The sequence below is a fragment of the Mobilicoccus sp. genome (genome assembly GCF_032060985.1).
Taxonomy (GTDB): domain Bacteria; phylum Actinomycetota; class Actinomycetes; order Actinomycetales; family Dermatophilaceae; genus Mobilicoccus.
This window is the reverse complement of the sequence record NZ_DAMBGD010000012.1, coordinates 70626-87704: the sequence shown is the minus strand read 5'-3', so window position 1 is coordinate 87704 and position 17079 is coordinate 70626. Positions and strand designations below refer to the sequence as shown.

10 protein-coding genes and 1 tRNA gene are annotated in these 17079 nt (G+C 71.9%); 5 read left to right on the top strand and 6 right to left on the bottom strand.

Going from position 1 to position 17079, the window contains the following annotated elements; genetic code table 11:
* Positions 1-37: 37 nt before the first annotated feature.
* The 6 genes from RT054_RS10730 to RT054_RS10705 form a co-directional block, all read right to left on the bottom strand.
* On the bottom strand, positions 38-1129 hold the full coding sequence (locus RT054_RS10730) for a homoserine kinase (RefSeq protein ID WP_313023549.1): 1092 nt from the start codon (positions 1127-1129) through the stop codon (positions 38-40).
* Positions 1126-2457 (bottom strand): homoserine dehydrogenase, encoded by a 1332-nt coding sequence (locus RT054_RS10725; RefSeq protein WP_313023575.1) that lies wholly within the window; start codon positions 2455-2457, stop codon positions 1126-1128. Before RT054_RS10725 ends, RT054_RS10730 begins: the two co-directional genes overlap by 4 nt.
* Positions 2458-2675: 218 nt before the next feature.
* On the bottom strand, positions 2676-4097 hold the full coding sequence (gene lysA / locus RT054_RS10720; RefSeq protein WP_313023574.1) for a diaminopimelate decarboxylase: 1422 nt from the start codon (positions 4095-4097) through the stop codon (positions 2676-2678).
* Between the two features lie 353 nt (positions 4098-4450).
* Positions 4451-5656 (bottom strand): DALR anticodon-binding domain-containing protein, encoded by a 1206-nt coding sequence (locus tag RT054_RS10715; RefSeq protein WP_313023547.1) that lies wholly within the window; start codon positions 5654-5656, stop codon positions 4451-4453.
* Positions 5653-7386, bottom strand: a complete 1734-nt coding sequence (gene argS, locus RT054_RS10710) for an arginine--tRNA ligase (RefSeq protein ID WP_313023546.1) — start codon at positions 7384-7386, stop codon at positions 5653-5655. The genes RT054_RS10715 and argS overlap by 4 nt, the downstream gene beginning before the upstream one ends.
* 213 nt (positions 7387-7599) lie before the next feature.
* Positions 7600-7674, bottom strand: a tRNA-Arg gene (locus RT054_RS10705).
* A gap of 315 nt (positions 7675-7989) precedes the next feature.
* Between RT054_RS10705 and RT054_RS10700 the strand changes: the two genes are divergently transcribed.
* The 5 genes from RT054_RS10700 (at position 7990) to RT054_RS10680 (ending at position 16859) form a co-directional block, all read left to right on the top strand.
* Positions 7990-10011 carry an OPT family oligopeptide transporter gene (locus tag RT054_RS10700; protein WP_312720533.1) on the top strand — a complete coding sequence of 674 codons (2022 nt, stop codon included), beginning with the start codon at positions 7990-7992 and terminating at the stop codon, positions 10009-10011.
* Positions 10012-10228: 217 nt separating this feature from the next.
* Positions 10229-11335, top strand: coding sequence for an NAD-dependent epimerase/dehydratase family protein (locus RT054_RS10695; protein ID WP_313023545.1), 1107 nt, complete (start codon positions 10229-10231; stop codon positions 11333-11335).
* 242 nt (positions 11336-11577) lie between these two features.
* Entirely contained in the window at positions 11578-15639 is a 4062-nt protein-coding gene (locus RT054_RS10690) for a multifunctional oxoglutarate decarboxylase/oxoglutarate dehydrogenase thiamine pyrophosphate-binding subunit/dihydrolipoyllysine-residue succinyltransferase subunit (RefSeq protein WP_313023543.1), read from the top strand.
* Positions 15640-15953: 314 nt separating this feature from the next.
* A complete protein-coding gene (locus RT054_RS10685; RefSeq protein WP_312720587.1) occupies positions 15954-16130 on the top strand; it encodes a DUF6104 family protein in 177 nt (58 codons plus the stop codon).
* Between the two features lie 6 nt (positions 16131-16136).
* Positions 16137-16859 carry a GDSL-type esterase/lipase family protein gene (locus RT054_RS10680; protein WP_312720538.1) on the top strand — a complete coding sequence of 241 codons (723 nt, stop codon included), beginning with the start codon at positions 16137-16139 and terminating at the stop codon, positions 16857-16859.
* Positions 16860-17079 lie beyond the last annotated feature (220 nt).

Below are 17079 nucleotides of genomic sequence, written 5' to 3'. Positions count from 1 at the left end.
GCCGGTCGGTGGCCGTGGGATCTCGAATGCGTGATCGTCACAGCTCGATCCGGCGCGTGGCCGCGCGCTCCCCGAGAGACGTTCCCAATGTAGCACGCACCGCACCCACCCCGACGTGCGGAACCCCGGGCGTGAGCCGCTGCCACGCGACGTCGGTATCCGCGGGGACGCGCACGTCATCGACGGTGACCGACGTGGCGAGGACGATGACGCTCGGGCCGGCGCCGGAGATCGCCGCCGCGTGCCCCTGCGCGCGCAACGCGTCGACGAGAGCCATCGCCTCGGGATAGGCGCTTCGACGCTGTTCCTGATGGAGCCACTCGCGAGTGGCGGGCAGCAACGAGTCGGGATCGTTCGTGAGTGCGTGGACGAGCAGCGCCGCCCGCGCGGAGTTGAGCGCGGCGTGCGCGTGCGGCACCTGCGTCGGCAGCGCGGCGCGCGCGGTGTGTGTCGAGAGGCGGGTCGTCGGCACGAGGACCACCGGTTCGATGTCGGGGTGCACGTCCAGGCGCGTCGTGTGCACCCGCGGCATCGACGCGTACGTTCCCGGGCCCCTGCGCGGTCCGGCGGTCTCGCTCGCGTCCTCGACCCACGACACCGTGGCGCCGCCGAACACGCTCGCCGACGAGTTGTCCGGATGCCCCTCCAGCGCAGCCGCGGCGTCGTTGACGAACGTGAGGTCGAGGGGGATCTTCACCGGCGCCGTGTCCGGAGCCTCCAGACTCTCTGCCGTGTCCGAGTGCCCCTCGGACGGCGGCACGGCCGACGCCTCGGGATGGCGCAGCGCAGCGGCCAGGGCCGCACCGGCGACGATCGCGGCGGCGGAACTCCCCATGCCGCGCCCCATGCGGATCGTGTTGCGGCACACGAGCTCCAGCCCCAGCGGTCGGGGTTCGCCCAGCACGTCGAGGCAGCGGAGCAGGGTCGCGACGACGAGGTGGCTCTCGTCGGCCGGCACGCCCTGGGCGTCCTCGCCGAGGTCGACGACGATGCCCGGCTCCTCCCGCACGATCGCGCGGTAGCGGTCATGGATGCCGAGGGCGAGCCCGATGGAGTCGAACCCGGGTCCCAGGTTGGCCGAACTCGCCGGGACGATCAGGTCGACGGCGGCGCCGGGAGTGAGGCTCACTCGCCCTCCACCCGCATGACGGAGGTGACGCCGACGACGACCTCGAGGTCGCTGATCTGCTGCACCGTCGCGGCGAGCGCCTCGTCGGTCGCGGCGTGCGTGACGATGACGAGCTCCGCCGACGGGGCCTCCTCGGCGCTGACGCTCTGCCGCACCTGCTGGATCGACACCCCGTGCCGGGAGAACGCCTCCGCGACCTGCGCCAGCACACCGGGACGGTCGGCCACCTCGAGGCTGAGGTAGTAGCGGGTGCGCGCCTGGCCCATGGGGAGGACGGGGAGGTCGGCGTACGCGCTCTCGGCCGGGCCGAGTCCACCGCCGACGCGGTGCCGCGCCACGGCCACGACGTCACCGAGGACGGCCGAGGCCGTCGGGTCGCCGCCCGCGCCCGGGCCGTAGAACATGAGCTCGCCCGCGGCCTCGGCCTCGACGAACACGGCGTTGAACGCCTCCCGCACCCCTGCGAGCGGGTGGCTCCTCGGGATCATCGCCGGGTGCACGCGGACCGAGATCCCCTGCCCGCCGCCCTCGACGGTCTGACGCTCGCAGATCGCCAGCAGCTTGACGACACAGTCCATCTCGGCCGCGGCCCGCACGTCGGAGGCGGTGACCTCGCTGATGCCCTCGCGGTACACGTCGGCCGCGGTGACCCGGCTGTGGAACGCGAGCGAGGCGAGGATCGCCGCCTTGGCCGCAGCGTCGAAACCCTCGACGTCGGCGGTGGGGTCGGCCTCGGCGTACCCGAGGGCCTGCGCCTGCTCGACCGCCTCGGCGAACCCCTGACCGGTGCTGTCCATCTTGTCGAGGACGTAGTTCGTCGTGCCGTTGACGATGCCGAGCACCGTGCGCACCTCGTCACCGGCGAGAGACTCGCGCAGCGGGCGCAGCAGCGGGATCGCCCCGGCGACGGACGCCTCGTAGTACAGGTCGACGCCGTGCGCGCGGGCGGCCTCGTAGAGTCGGGGGCCGTCCTCGGCGAGGAGTGCCTTGTTCGCGGTGACGACGCTCGCCCCGTGCTCGAACGCCCGCAGGATCAGGGAACGCGCCGGCTCGATGCCGCCGATGACCTCGACGACGATGTCCGCCCGGGTGACCAGCTCCTCGGCGTCGGTGGTGAACGCCTCGTCGGGCAGACCGGTCTCGATGCGGTCGCGGCCTAGGCGGCGCACGGCCACGCCCGCCACCTCGAGGGGACGGCCGATGCGGGCCGCGAAGTCGTCCCGCCCCTGCACGAGCAGGCGGGCGACGGACGTGCCCACGACACCGCACCCCAGCAGGGCCACCCGCAGCGGGCTCTCCTCGGCTTCGTCCTTCGCGTTCACCGGCATTCCTTCGTTCTCGGGGCGACTCACCCTTCTATCCTGCCTGCCCGCCTCCCACGCGGGCGGCGGGGGTCCGCCCCACGAAACACCGCGTGTCGCGGAGGGCCCGCACTCGCGGTCCCCACATCTCGAACCGGAGGGTGCCGTTCGGACCGGAGGGTATGCCTTCCGGTCCGACCGGCACCCTCCGGTCCGAGGTCGCGATGTGCCGGGTCGGCGGCGGATCAGTCGACGTCGAGGACGAGGATGTCCTCGACGGTCTCGCGCCGGACGATGACGCGCGCCTCCCCGTTCCGCACGGCGACGACCGGGGGGCGGGGGACGTGGTTGTACTGGCTCGACAGCGCCCGGCAATACGCGCCCGTCCCGGGGACGGCGAGCAGGTCACCCGGGCGGAGATCCGTGGGGAGGTACTCGTCCATGACGACGATGTCGCCGCTCTCGCAGTGCTTGCCGACGACCCGGGAGATCATCGGCGCGCCCTCACCGGCACGGTTCGCGATCGTCACGGAGTAATCGGCCCCGTAGAGCGCCGTCCGGGCGTTGTCGCTCATCCCGCCGTCCACCGAGACGTAGGTCCGCCGCGATCCCCCGTCGAGCTCGACCGGCTTGACCGTGCCGACCTCGTACAGCGTGTACCCCGCGGGGCCCGCGATCGCGCGCCCGGGTTCGATGGAGACCGTGGGGACGGGGAGGCCGGCACGATCGCACTCGCCCGCGACGATGTGCGCGAGCCGCGTCCCGAGTTCCCCGGTCTCCAGCGGGGTGTTCTCGCTGGTGTAGGCGATGCCGAACCCACCGCCGAGGTCCATCTCGGGCATCTGCAGACCGTGGTCGCGCGCCACCTGGGCGTGCAGACCGACGAGGCGGTGGGCGGCCACCTCGAACCCGGCGGTGTCGAAGATCTGGCTGCCGATGTGGCTGTGCAGGCCACGGAGGTCGAGACTCGGGTGGGCGAGGGTCTCGGCGACCGCCTTGGCCGCCTGCCCCCCGCTGAGGGAGAAGCCGAACTTCTGGTCCTCGTGGGCTGTGGCGATGAACTCGTGCGTGTGGGCCTCGACCCCGACCGTGACCCGCAGCATCACCGGCGCCGTGACGCCGAGTCGCTCGGCCACCCGCGCGAGCCGGTCGATCTCGTCGAGGGAGTCGACGACGATCCGGCCCACGCCGTAGCGGAGGGCCTGCTCGATCTCGGCCTCGCTCTTGTTGTTGCCGTGGAACTCGATGCGGTCGGCGGGGAACCCGACGCGCTGCGCGACGGCGAGTTCGCCGCCCGAGCACACGTCGAGGCCGAGCCCCTCCTCCTGCACCCACCGCGCGACCGCGGAGCAGAGGAACGCCTTGCCCGCGTAGTAGACGTCCAGCCCCACCCCGGCGGTCGCGAAGCCACCCGCGAACTCGCCGACGAACGACCGTGCGCGGCGGCGGAACTCGACCTCGTCGACGACGTAGGCGGGGGTGCCGAACTCGGTCGCGATCTCCGAGGCGGGAACGCCGCCGACGACGAGGTGACCGTCGTCGTCGCGGTGCGCCCCCTCCGGCCAGAGCTGCGGGAGGAGGGCGTTGACGTCGCTCGGGTACGGCAGCCACTGCGGTGCCGCGCCATAGCCCTCGGCGTGAAGGGCGCCGGCCTCGTGGGCGCGCATGATCATGTCGTCTCCAGGGTTCTGGGGTGGGGCGAGGGGGGTTCTCGTCGTCGCACGGTCGTTGCCTCGACCGCCGACCAGGATGGACGGGGACACCCGGTCGAGGTCGGCATGTCCGAGTCGCGGAACGCGTCTCCGGCATGCGGACCTCGTGGCGTCGCCCGGCGCGGGTCGGACAGGGCGAGCGGTCCGGCCTGGGGGCTCCACCGGGGCGTGATGATCCGCAGGCGCACCGCGACCCTCCGTCGCGAGGCGATCCACCGGGTGGACGGCGACCCGCCGGGCCCACAGATCCACGCGGCAGGCGCATCAGCGAGGGCACGGCGATCCGCCGGCGCGTGGCCCCGACCCGGTCAGACCCGCTCCGGGGCGGTGACACCGAGCAGGTCCAGGCCCCCGACGAGGACGAGGCGGGAGGCCTCGGCGAGACAGCGGCGCGCGGCGGCCTCGTCGCGGGCGGGTCCCGTCGCGGTGAGATCGGCGCCGGTCAGGCCCCTCGTCGAGGTCCACACCCCGACGCGGGCGGCCACGAGGTCGAGGTGGCGGACGAGGTGGTCGGGCCGACACCCCTGCGCGGCCCTCAGGACGACCCGGGGGGTGTCGGCGAGGAGCGACGCGAGCGCCGCGTCCTGCTCGTCGGTCAGGGCCGTCGCGTGGAACGGCTCGTCGGCCAGGTGGGCGCCGGCGCGCACCTCACGAGCGGCCCGCGCCTGCGCGTGGACGAGCCGGAAGGCCGGGTTGCCGTCGTCGCGCCTCGACCACGCGTCGACGTCGATCGTGGCGGGCTCCTCGGGCGGCACCCGAAGCAGACCCACCCGGAGGGTGTCGGTGCCGAGCCGGACGGCGAGGTCGGTGAGATCGGTGAGATCGGATCCCGCGTCGCGCGTCTCGCGACCGGCGTCCCCGGACGACGACCCACTCACGGTCGCGGTCGGTGTCGTCGCAGCCGGGGCGTGAGGGGCGAGGGCGCCGACGAGGGCGACGGGACCGATCCGCAGGCTCATCCCCTCGACCCCGGGAACGGCGTCGCCCTCGATACCGACACCGACACCGCGAAGCACCGGCTCACCAGCCCGTGCCGGGCCGAGAGCGACGTCCGCTCCCGACGCTGCGAGGAGTCGACGGAGGCACTCACCGACGACCGTCGTCCGCACCTCGCGCAGGTCGTCGACCTCTCGCTCCCCCGACCGGCGGATCCCGTCGAGTCGGACGGTCCGCCCGAGGAGGGCGTCACTGCGGAGGAAGCCCGGACCGGCCCGCAGGATGTCGGCGACCACGCCACCCGGCGCCACGAGGGTGACGGTGACGAACCCGGGACCGGTGACCCGCGCCTGCGCGACTCCGGGCACGGCCTCGAGACCCGCCGCGAGGTCGGCGGCGAGCACGGTCGCGGGGCGCCCCGTCGACGCGGCGAGTTCGAGGGCGACGCCGCTCGACCAGTCGCCACCGACCTCGGCTCGGGGGCGACGCCACCGAGGGTCGAGACGACGCTGCGCCGCGTCCTCCCCCAGGTCGGCGAGGACGCGGCGCAGTGCGTCGGTGAGGTCGGACGGGGTCACATCTGCTCCGGAGCCTCCATGCCGAGGAGGTCCAGACCGGTGACCATGACCTGCAGCGCGAGCGCGCAGAGGGCGAGGCGGGAGGCCCGCACCTCCTCGGACTCGGCCTTGAGCACCGGGCACTGCTCGTAGAAGCCCGAGAAGCTCTGGGCCAACTCGAACAGGTGGGAGCAGAGGCGGTGCGGCTCGTAGATCGCCCCCACCTGGGCGACGACGCGTCCGAACTCCAGCAACCGGGTCGCGAGGTCGCGTTCGGCCGGCTCGGTGAGCGTGATCGGTGCCGCGGTGGGATCGGGTGCCGCGTCGATGCCGCGGAAGATCGACCGGATGCGCGCGGCCGCGTACTGCAGGTACGGACCGGTGTTGCCGGTGAGCGCGAGCATGCGGTCGAGGTCGAAGACGTAGTCGGAGTCGTGGGCGACCGAGAGGTCGGCGTACTTGACGGCGCCGATGCCGACCTGGCGCGCGAGGTCGGCGCGCACGTCCTCCGGCAGCTCGGGGCGGGCCTCGTCGACGTACGTGCGGGCGTGGTCGACGGCCTCGTCGAGGAGGTACATGAGGCGCAGAGGCGCGCCGGAGCGCGTCTTGAGGATCTTACGGTCGTCGCCGAGCACCGAACCGATCTTCACGTGCTCGACCTCGACCCGCTCCGGCAGGTAGCCGGCGCGCCGGGCGGCCTCGTAGACCATCGCGAGGTGGAGGCTCTGGGTGACGCCGATGACGTAGAGGATGCGGTCGGCCTCGAGGTCCTCGACGCGGTACTTGACCGTCGCCATGTCGGTCGTGCCGTAGCCGTAGCCGCCGTCGGACTTGCGGATGAACAGCGGCACCGGCCGGTCGTCACGCCCCGTGAAGCCGGGGAGGAAGACGACGAGCGCGCCGTCGTCCATCGTCGCGATGCCCTTGTCCTCGAGGTCGGCGCAGATGCCGGGGAGCATGTCGTTGTACGTCGACTCGCCCGCGAGGTCCTCGTCGGTGAGCGTGACGCCGAGCTTGGCGTACACCTTGTTGAAGTAGGACTTCGAGAGGTCGTAGAGGCGGTTCCACAGGCGCAGGGTCTCGGGGTCCCCGGCCTGGAGCTTGACGACGCGCGCCCGAGAGCGGGTCGCGAAGTCCGGGTCGGAGTCGAACGACGCGCGAGCGGCCTGGTAGAAGGCGTTGGGGTCGGTCTCGACGACGTGGGCCTCCGCCGAGTCCTCGCCGACGGCGAGGAGGTGCTCGACGAGCATGCCGAACGGGGTCCCCCAGTCGCCGACGTGGTTCTGCCGGATGACGTGGTGACCGAGGTGTTCGAGGGTGCGCGCGAGGCAGTCGCCGACGATCGTCGTGCGCAGGTGACCGACGTGCATCTCCTTGGCGACGTTGGGCGCGGAGTAGTCGATCGGGATGTTCTGTCGCTCCTCGACCGGGACCCCGAGCCGCGGGTCGGCCGCGAGGTCGGCGACGAGGGTGGAGAGCCACTCCTCACGGAATGTCAGGTTGAGGAAGCCGGGGCCGCTCACCTCGACCGCGGAGCACTCGGCCGTCAGGTCGAGGTGGGAGACGATCTGCTGGGCGAGGTCGCGCGGCTTGGCGCCGACCTTCTTGGCGAGCGCGAGCGCCGCGTTGACCTGTACGTCGGCGAACTGGCTGGGTCGCAGGACGGGGTCGACGTCCCGGTACTCGTCGCCGAGCGCGTCGGCGATCGCGGCAGTGACCTTGGGGGCGATGACGTCGACCGGTGCAACCATGCGCCCGAGTCTAGATGCCGCCTCCGACCGCCTCCGCGTCGCGTGCGGCGCCCCCCATCCCGCCCCGACCCCGGCCACCCGCCTCCGGTCCACGCGGACCCGAGAACACCGATGACGTCACCGATGACGTCATCGCCTCTCTGGGCACGAGGACGGTCACGGGTGGGGGCCGGGAACGAGAAAGCGCCGTGGCTGACCACGGCGCTTCTTCTCTGGCGCCCCCGGCAGGATTCGAACCTGCGCTCCCGCCTCCGGAGGGCGGTGCTCTATCCCCTGAGCTACGGGGGCTCACGGGACCTGACGGCCCCGCGGCACCGAAGCAGAGTACCAGCCCCCGACCCGTGCTCCCGCACCGTCTCCCGGCCCGGCATCACGTCGCGGTCCGTCGCCACCCGGGTCCCGGCACCGGGCGTGCCCGGCCGATCGGGTCGTGTCCCGGCATGTCGCGTCCGGGACTCCCGCCCTGCGATCGGCGAACCCGCTCACGCGGCGAGGTCGGCAGGCGTAGCGTGTGCGCGGCTCCAGGCCTCCGACCCGATCGTCGCCTGCCCGGCCCCTCAGATGTCCGGTGGCGCCACGAGCGCCCGAGAAGGAGTGTGCGCGATGCCCGCACGAACGACACCCACTGCCCCGGCGGCCACGCGCCCGTCGGGGCTCCGTGAACTGACGATCCGCAGCGTCATCATCGGCGGGATCATCACGTTGGTCTTCACCGCCGCCAACGTCTACCTCGGCCTCAAGGTGGGGCTGACGTTCGCGACGTCGATCCCCGCCGCCGTCATCTCGATGGCCGTGCTGCGGTTCTTCCGCGACCACAGCATCGTCGAGAACAACATCGTCCAGACGATCGCGTCGGCGGCGGGCACGCTGTCGGCGATCATCTTCGTCCTCCCCGGCCTCATCATGCTCGGGTACTGGACGGGGTTCCCCTACTGGACGACGGTCGCGGTCTGCTTCTTCGGCGGCGTCCTCGGCGTCATGTACTCGATCCCGCTGCGCCGGGCCCTCGTCACCGGCTCGGATCTGCCCTACCCCGAGGGTGTCGCCGCAGCCGAGGTGCTCCGTGTCGGTGACTCCACCGAAGGGGCCGAGGAGAACAAGCGCGGCCTCAAGGTGATCGTCGGGGGTGCGCTCGGCGCCGCCGGGTACCTCCTCGTCGCCAAGCTCAAGCTGCTCGCCGAGGGCGTCGAGACGGCGTTCCGGGTCGGCGCCGGCGGTTCGATCGTCGGCTCCAGCCTCTCCCTCGCGCTCATCGGCGTCGGCCACCTCGTCGGCATCGCCGTCGGCATCTCGATGATCGTCGGCCTCGTGATCTCCTGGGGGATCCTGCTGCCGATGCGCACCGCCGGCGTCGCCGGGAACCCCGCGGACGCCGACGCCATCCGGGCCGTGTTCGCCAGCGACGTGCGCCTCATCGGCGCCGGCGCCATGGGCGTCGCGGCCGTGTGGACCCTCCTCAAGATCATCGGCCCCATCCTCAACGGCATCAAGGACGCGCTCGCCTCGACGAATGCCCGCGCCGCCGGCCAGGAGGTCCCGATCACCGAACGCGACCTCTCGATCAAGATCGTCGGCGGTGTCACGCTGGCCTCGATGCTGCCCATCGGCGCGCTGCTCTGGCTGTTCACCCGCGGCACCCCGCTCGAGGGCAACGCGACGGGCCTCGTCATCACCTCGATCCTCTACGTCCTGCTCGTCGGCCTCTTCGTCGCCTCGGTCTGCGGGTACATGGCCGGTCTCATCGGCGCGTCGAACTCGCCGATCTCCGGCGTCGGCATCATCGTCGCGGTCACCGCCGCGCTGCTCATCAAGGCCGTCCACGGCGCGGGGACGGGTGCCACGACCGAGGCGCTCGTCGCGTACACCCTGTTCACGACCGCCGTCGTCTTCGGCGTCGCGACGATCTCCAACGACAACCTGCAGGACCTCAAGACCGGTCAGCTCGTGGGCGCCACGCCGTGGAAGCAGCAGGTCGCCCTCGTCATCGGTGTCGCGTTCGGCTCGCTCATCATCCCGCCGATCCTGCAGGTGATGAACACGAGCTTCGGGTTCGCCGGCGCCCCCGGGGCCGGCGAGGACGCCCTCGCCGCGCCGCAGGCCTCGCTCATCTCGACGCTCGCGAAGGGCGTCCTCGGAGGCGGACTCGACTGGGGCCTCATCGGTCTCGGGGCGCTCATCGGCGCGGTCGTCGTCGCGGTCGACGAGATCCTTCACAAGACCACGACGCGGTTCTCCCTCCCGCCGCTCGCGGTCGGCATGGGGATGTACCTGCCGATCGACCTCACGCTCATGATCCCCATCGGTGCCGTGCTCGGTCTGTTCTACGACCGCTGGGCCGAGCACCGGGCCAACCCCGAGTCGGCCAAGCGGCTCGGTGTCCTGCTCGCCACCGGTCTCATCGTCGGCGAGAGCCTCTTCGGCGTGCTGTTCGCCGGGATCGTCGCGGCGACGGGCGACGAGGCGCCGCTGGCGATCATGGGCAAGGACTTCGCCCCGATCGCCAACATCGCGGGCATCCTCGTGTTCGCCGGCATCATCCTCGGCCTCTACGCGTGGGTCCGTCGCCTCGCCGCCTCGGCGGACGGACTGCGCCAGGGCGCCGTGGGCGCCACCCCGACCGCCTGATCGCGACGTCGGGAGACCGCCTGCTCACGGCGTCCCACCCGTGATGTCACGCCCGCGACCTCACGACAACACGACGTCACAACACACGACAACACGACGTCACCACGTCACCACGTCAGTCCACGCGAGGGCGCCGGATCTCCTCCGGCGCCCTCGCGCGTGTCTCGCGCGCGAGCCGATGGACCGATCCCCGACCCTCTGCTCTAGCGTGCCGAGCGTGACCCACCGACCCGCGACACCCTCATTCCCGCCCTCCCCGACCTCCCCGACCCCGCACGGGGAGTCCGCCGGGCGGGAGCCGCAGAACCCTGGCGCGCGACCGGTCACCGGTCGCGGCGGAGACGACGGGGGCCGCGAGCCCCACGCGACGCCGGAGCCCGGCAGTGCGGACCCAGGCCGTGCGGACCCCGGCCGTGCGGACCCGGAGCACGCGGGTGGCCGCGCCGGCGGCGCCACCGTGCTCGTCGCGGGGTGCGGTGATCTCGGCACCGAGGTCGCCCTGCGGCTCAGCGCCCGGGGTGAGTCGGTCGTCGGCGTGCGTCGACGGGCCGAGGTGCTGCCGGCCGGCGTCCGTGGCCTGTCGGTCGACCTCACGAGGGAGATCCCGCACCTGCCGCCCGGGTCCTACGAGCGGCTCGCCGTCATCCTCACCGCCGACGGACGCGACGCCGAGGCCTACCGGGAGACCTACGTCGGCGGGCTGCGTCGCACCCTCGCCGCCCTCGACGCCGCCGGGGTGAGGCCGCAGCGGGCCGTCCTCGTCTCCTCGACCGGCGTCTACGGGGACTCGGTCGGCGACATCGACGAGTCGACCCCGGTCGCCCCGAGCCGCCCCACCCACGACGTGCTCCTCGAGGCGGAGGAGCTGATCGCGCACGCGCTCCCCCACGCGACGGTCCTGCGACTCTCGGGGCTCTACGGTCCCGGCCGGTCGCGCTTCATCGAGAAGGCCCGACGGGGTGAGGTCGACGACCACTGGACCAACCGCATCCACCGGGACGACGCCGCGGCCGCGATCGTCCACCTGCTCGGGGCCGCCGCGCCGGCCGCCGGAGCCCCCGCCGACGACAGGAGGGACGGGGCCGCCGTCGCCCGGCTCTACCTCGGCACCGACCGACTCCCGGCCCACGCGGTCGACGTCGCCGACGAGATCCGCCGCCTCGAGGGCCTCCCCCCGCTCACCCCCCGACCCCGTGCAGGTGAGCAGGAGGGGCGCCGTCTCGACTCCTCCGCCCTCGTCGGCACGGGGTTCGCGTTCACCCACCCCACCTATGTCGAGGGCTACGCCGCCGTGCTCGGCGGAGCGGGACGACGACACCCGTGAGTCCCGACCGCCACCCACCGAGGCCGGGCGGTGGACCCTCGGCGGCCGGAGCCGACACCCCGGCCCAACGGCGGAATCGTCCTCGGGCCGCCGCACTGCGACGAACCGCCCACATGTACGCTGAAGGACGTATGTCCTCGCTGCGTCAGATGTCGTCACCGCGTCTCGTGGACGCCCGTGCCCGACGGACGTCGCGGGGCTCAGCCGTCACAGTCGACGTACCGAAAGAGGCGTGAACTCCCGTGACCGACAAGCCCTCAAGCGACCCCCTGGCGGCGTTCGGCCCCAACCAGTGGCTGGTGGACGAGCTCTACGAGCAATACCTCGAGGACAAGCACTCCGTCGACGAGGCGTGGTGGGACTTCTTCGCGGACTACAAGCCCGGCAAGTCCCGCAGCGACGAAGGGGCCTCGTCGTCGACGTCGTCCGAGGCCAAGCCCTCGGCGAGCAGGACGAGCACGAACGGGAATGCGTCCTCCCAATCCTCCGACAAGGCCGACTCCGCCACGGGGCGGTCGTCGAAGGCGGCGTCGTCCGAGAAGGGCGCCCCCAAGGCCGCGGCACCGAAGGCGTCGGGTTCGGCGGCGACCAAGGACACCGGCGCCGACGAGGGCGTGGTCGAGAAGCCGACGTCCACGTCCGACACGGAGAAGGCCGGCAAGGCCCCGGGCGGCACGAAGACGGGCACGGGCGAGGGTCAGGCGACCACCGAGACGGGCGATCGCTCCCCCGCCAAGACCCAGGCCGACACCAAGGCCAACGCCGAGACGGGCGCCGAGTCCAAGGCCGTCAACGCCGCCGCCCACGAGACGAGCCCGGCGGCCCCCATGCCCGGCGCCGGTGACGAGTCGTGCGAGCCCAAGTCGCGCCAGATGCCGACCTCCCGCGACACGCCCGCGGCCCGCGGCTCCTCCGCCGACACCGAGTCCGAGGTCCAGAAGTTGCGCGGCCCCGCGGCGCGCATCGTCGCGAACATGGACGCCAGCCTCGAGATCCCCACGGCCACCTCCGTGCGGTCCATGCCCGCCAAGGCGCTCATCGACAACCGCATCGCGATCAACGAACACCTCCGCCGCAACCGCGGTGGCAAGGTCTCGTTCACGCACATCATCGGGTACGCGATCGTCAAGGCGCTCACCGCGATGCCCGACATGAACAACAGCTTCGACGTCGTCGAGGGCAAGCCCTCGATCGTCAAGCCCGCTCACGTCAACTTCGGACTCGCGATCGACCTGCCCAAGCCCGACGGCTCGCGCTCGCTGGTCGTCCCCTCGATCAAGGCCGCCGAACAGCTCGACTTCTTCGGGTTCTGGAGCGCCTACGAGGACATCGTGCGCCGGGCCCGCGACAACAAGCTCACGATCGAGGACTTCCAGGGCACGACGATCTCGCTCACGAACCCCGGCACGATCGGCACCGTGCACTCCGTGCCGCGCCTGATGAAGGGCCAGGGCACGATCATCGGCGTCGGGGCGATGGACTACCCCGCCGAGTGGCAGGGCGCGAGCACCGAGACCCTCAACCGTCAGGCGATCAGCAAGATCATGACCCTGACGAGCACCTACGACCACCGCATCATCCAGGGCGCCGCCTCCGGCGACTTCCTCCGCATCGTCCACGGGTACCTCCTCGGCGAGGACGGCTTCTACGACGACATCTACGCCTCGCTGCGCGTCCCGTACGAGCCCATCCGGTGGAGCCAGGACGTCTCCACGTCTCACGACGACGACCTCAGCAAGTCGGTCCGCGTCCAGCAGCTCATCCACGCCTACCGCGTGCGCGGCCACCTCCTCGCCGACACCGACCCGCTCGAGTACCGCCAGCGTCGGCACCCCGACCTGCAGCTCTCGACGCACGGGCTGTCGATCTGGGACCTCGACCGCGAGTTCCCCACCGGTGGGTTCGGCGGCAAGCCGATGATGACGCTCCGCGAGATGCTCGGAGTCCTCCAGGACAGCTACTGCCGCACCGTCGGCGTCGAGTACATGCACATCCAGGATCCCGAGCAACGGCTGTGGCTGCAGCAGCAGGTCGAGGTCCCGGCACAGCGTGTCGGTCGCGACGAGCAGATGCGCATCCTGCGCCGCCTCAACGCCGCCGAGGCGTTCGAGACCTTCCTGCAGACGAAGTTCGTCGGCCAGAAGCGGTTCAGCCTCGAAGGCGGCGAGTCCGCGATCGCCGCGCTCGACGAGGTGCTGCTCGCCTCCGCGCAGGACGGCATGGAGGAGGTCTGCATCGGCATGCCGCACCGCGGTCGCCTCAACGTCCTCGCCAACATCGCCGGCAAGAGCTACAGCCAGATCTTCCGCGAGTTCGAGGGCAAGCAGGATCCCGGCAGCGTGCAGGGCTCCGGCGACGTCAAGTACCACCTCGGCACCGAGGGCGAGTTCGTCGGTGAGAACGGGGAGAAGACGAAGGTCTACCTCGCGGCGAACCCGAGCCACCTCGAGGCGGTCAACCCCGTCCTCGAGGGCATCGTCCGCGCCAAGCAGGACCGGCTCGACCTCCACGGCGAGGCCTTCACCGTGCTTCCCGTGCTGCTGCACGGTGACGCCGCGTTCGCGGGCCAGGGCGTCGTCCTCGAGACCCTCCAGCTGAGCCAGCTGCGCGGATACCGCACCGGCGGCACCGTGCACCTTATCGTCAACAACCAGGTCGGCTTCACCACCGCCCCGGCCTCCTCGCGCAGTTCGGTCTACTCCTCCGACCCCGCGCGCACGATCCAGGCGCCGATCTTCCACGTCAACGGCGACGACCCCGAGGCCGTCGTGCGCGTGGCCCGGCTCGCGTACGAGTTCCGGCAGACGTTCGCCAAGGACGTCGTCATCGACCTCGTCTGCTACCGCCGCCGGGGCCACAACGAGGGCGACGACCCGTCGATGACGCAGCCGCTGATGTACCACCTCATCGAGGCCAAGCGCAGCGTCCGCAAGCTCTACACCGAGGCCCTCATCGGTCGCGGCGACATCACGCCCGACGACGCGGCCACGGCGCTCAAGGATTACCAGTCCCGCCTCGAGGCCGTGTTCGTCGAGACCAAGGAGGCCACGAAGGGTCAGACGACGCCCGGCAAGGAGGGCGCCGGCATCGACCGCCCGGAGGTCCAGGAGCAGGACGACCGCACCCCCGGCCGTCGCGTCTCGACGGCGATCGACCACAAGCTGCTCGAGCGCCTCGGCGACGCGTGGACGAACTACCCCGACGGGTTCACCGTCCACAAGAAGCTCGTCAAGATGCTCGAGAAGCGCACGGAGATGACCCGCGAGGGCGGCATCGACTGGGCGATGGGCGAACTGCTCGCGTTCGGGTCGCTGCTCACCGAGGGAACCCCGGTGCGCCTCTGCGGTCAGGACTCCCGGCGTGGCACGTTCACCCAGCGGCACGCGGTCCTCATCGACCGGGAGACGGCCGAGGAGTGGACCCCGCTGCTGTACCTCGGCAACCAGGCGCGGTTCTGGGCCTACGACTCGCTCCTGTCGGAGTTCGCCGCGATGGGCTTCGAGTACGGCTACTCCGTCGAGCGGCCGGACGCCCTCGTGCTGTGGGAGGCGCAGTTCGGTGACTTCGCCAACGGTGCCCAGTCCATCGTCGACGAGTTCATCTCGAGCTCGGAGCAGAAGTGGAACCAGCGGAGTTCGGTCGTCCTCCTCCTGCCCCACGGCTACGAGGGTCAGGGACCGGACCACAGCTCGGCGCGGATCGAGCGGTACCTGCAGCTCTGCGCGCAGGACAACATGACCGTCGCCTACCCCAGCACGCCGGCGAGCTACTTCCACCTGCTGCGTCGTCAGGCGTACGCCCGTCCGCGCAAGCCGCTCATCGTCTTCACCCCCAAGCAGCTCCTGCGCCTCAAGGCGGCCACGAGCGGAGTCGAGGACTTCGTCAGCGGCGAGTTCCGGCCGGTCATCGCCGACCACGCCGACCTCGCGGCCGACTCGGTGACCCGGGTGATCCTCGCGTCCAGCCGCGTCGTCTACGACCTCGAGGCCGAGCGGAGGAACCGCGAGGACACCAAGACGGCGATCGTCCGCGTCGAGCAGCTCTACCCGTTGCCCGCCGACGAGATCGCCGAGGCCGTCGGGCGGTACCCGAACGCCGAGCTGTACTGGGTGCAGGACGAACCCCGCAACCAGGGGGCGTGGCCGTTCATGGCTCTCAACCTGCCCCAGGCGCTCACCGAGCGCGGCGAGGAGAGGCCGCTGCACCTCGTGTCGCGTCCGGAGTCCGCGGCCCCGTCCACCGGCTCGGGCAAGGCCCATGCCGCCCAGGCGGCCGAGCTCATGAAGCGGGCCTTCGACCGCTGAGACACCGCCGTCCCGCGAGCCCCGACCACCACCGGTCGGGGCTCGCGGCGTCTCACCGAGTCGGCGACGTGTCGCGTCGCGGGCGCTCGGCATCGACGTCGACGTCGCAGTCGTCGGGCGTCGGGCGTCGTCGGCGCTGCGCGTGTCGCCGCGTCGGGGAGACGGCGCGGCCGGCCGGCACGGACTGCGGGGACGGAGTCACGGGACGACGTGCCGGGACGGTGTGTCGTCGGGGCGTGACGGCGAGGCACGCGGCATGCCGCCCGCGGCGGGGGTGAGCGGAGCGCGGGCCGTGATGAGGCAGAATGGCTGTCGTGTACTTCACCGACCGCGGCATCGAGGAGTTGGCGAGCCGCCGTGGGGACGACGAGGTCACGATCGACTGGTTGGCCGAGCAGTTCCGGGCGTTCGTCGATCTCAACCCCGAGTTCGAGATCCCCATCGAACGCCTCGCCACCTGGTTGGCCCGACTCGACGACGACGAGGACTGAACATCAGTGAGCACTGACGACACCACCGGCCGGTTCGACTTCGCCGACCGCCCGAGCAGCGAGGGCCTGAGCGACGCGGCCGACGACGGGATCCCCACGACCTTCACCCCGAGCGCCGAGAGCTACGCCCACGAGGGGCCGCGCGACGTCGGTCTCGTCTTCATCGGCGACGGGTTCGTCTCCGGCTACGGCGACCCCAAGGGCCTCGGCTGGGTCTCCCGGGTGATGGGCCGCACCTCCCACCCGGACCTCGACGTCTCCACGTACAACCTCGGCATCCGCGGCGAGTGTTCGGCCGACGTGCTCGAACGGTGGAAGACCGAGGGCATGCTGCGTTGGCAGGAGCGTCGCGAGCGTCGTCTCGTCGTCGGCGTCGGTCAGAACGACGCCCTCGTCAACCTCACCACCGCACGGTCTCGCCTCAACCTCGCGAACGTCCTCGACGACGCGACGGCCCGCGGCATCGCGCCGTTCGTCGTCGGCCCGCCGCCGACCCTCGACCCGGGGCTCAACGACCGCCTCGAGGTCATCGTCGAGGCCCAGGCCGACGTGTGTGCCCGCCGCTCCGTGCCGTTCGTCGACTGCTTCTACCCCCTCGTCGAGCACGACCAGTGGCTCAGCGACCTCGGTGCCTCGCGCGACCAGCGTCACCCCGGCCAGGCCGGCTACGGGCTCCTCGCGTGGCTCGTCCTCCACGGCGGCTGGGAGAGCTGGCTCCAGATCGGCTGACGCCTCGACGATCCCCACCCCCGACGCCCCCGTGAGCCCGCCCGGCTCCGGGGGCGTCGGCCGGGGGGCGGAGTGGGGACCGGGCGGTGGATGGCCGTCGTCGGTGTCACCCGGGTCTCTCGTGACCCTTCCCGTCCGGGAGGCCGCGAGGCACCCGCCCGCGCCCCCGTGTGCGCCTCCCCATTGCCCCACCCCGCTTCGCGACATATCGTGAGCTGCG

Excerpts from the sequence above, each read along its gene's own strand:
- argS (WP_313023546.1), bottom strand. The coding sequence starts at position 7,386 with ATGGTTGCACCGGTCGACGTCATCGCCCCCAAGGTCACTGCCGCGATC.
- RT054_RS10700 (WP_312720533.1), top strand. The coding sequence starts at position 7,990 with ATGCCCGCACGAACGACACCCACTGCCCCGGCGGCCACGCGCCCGTCG.
- lysA (WP_313023574.1), bottom strand. The coding sequence starts at position 4,097 with ATGCGCGCCCACGAGGCCGGCGCCCTTCACGCCGAGGGCTATGGCGCG.
- RT054_RS10725 (WP_313023575.1), bottom strand. The coding sequence starts at position 2,457 with ATGCCGGTGAACGCGAAGGACGAAGCCGAGGAGAGCCCGCTGCGGGTG.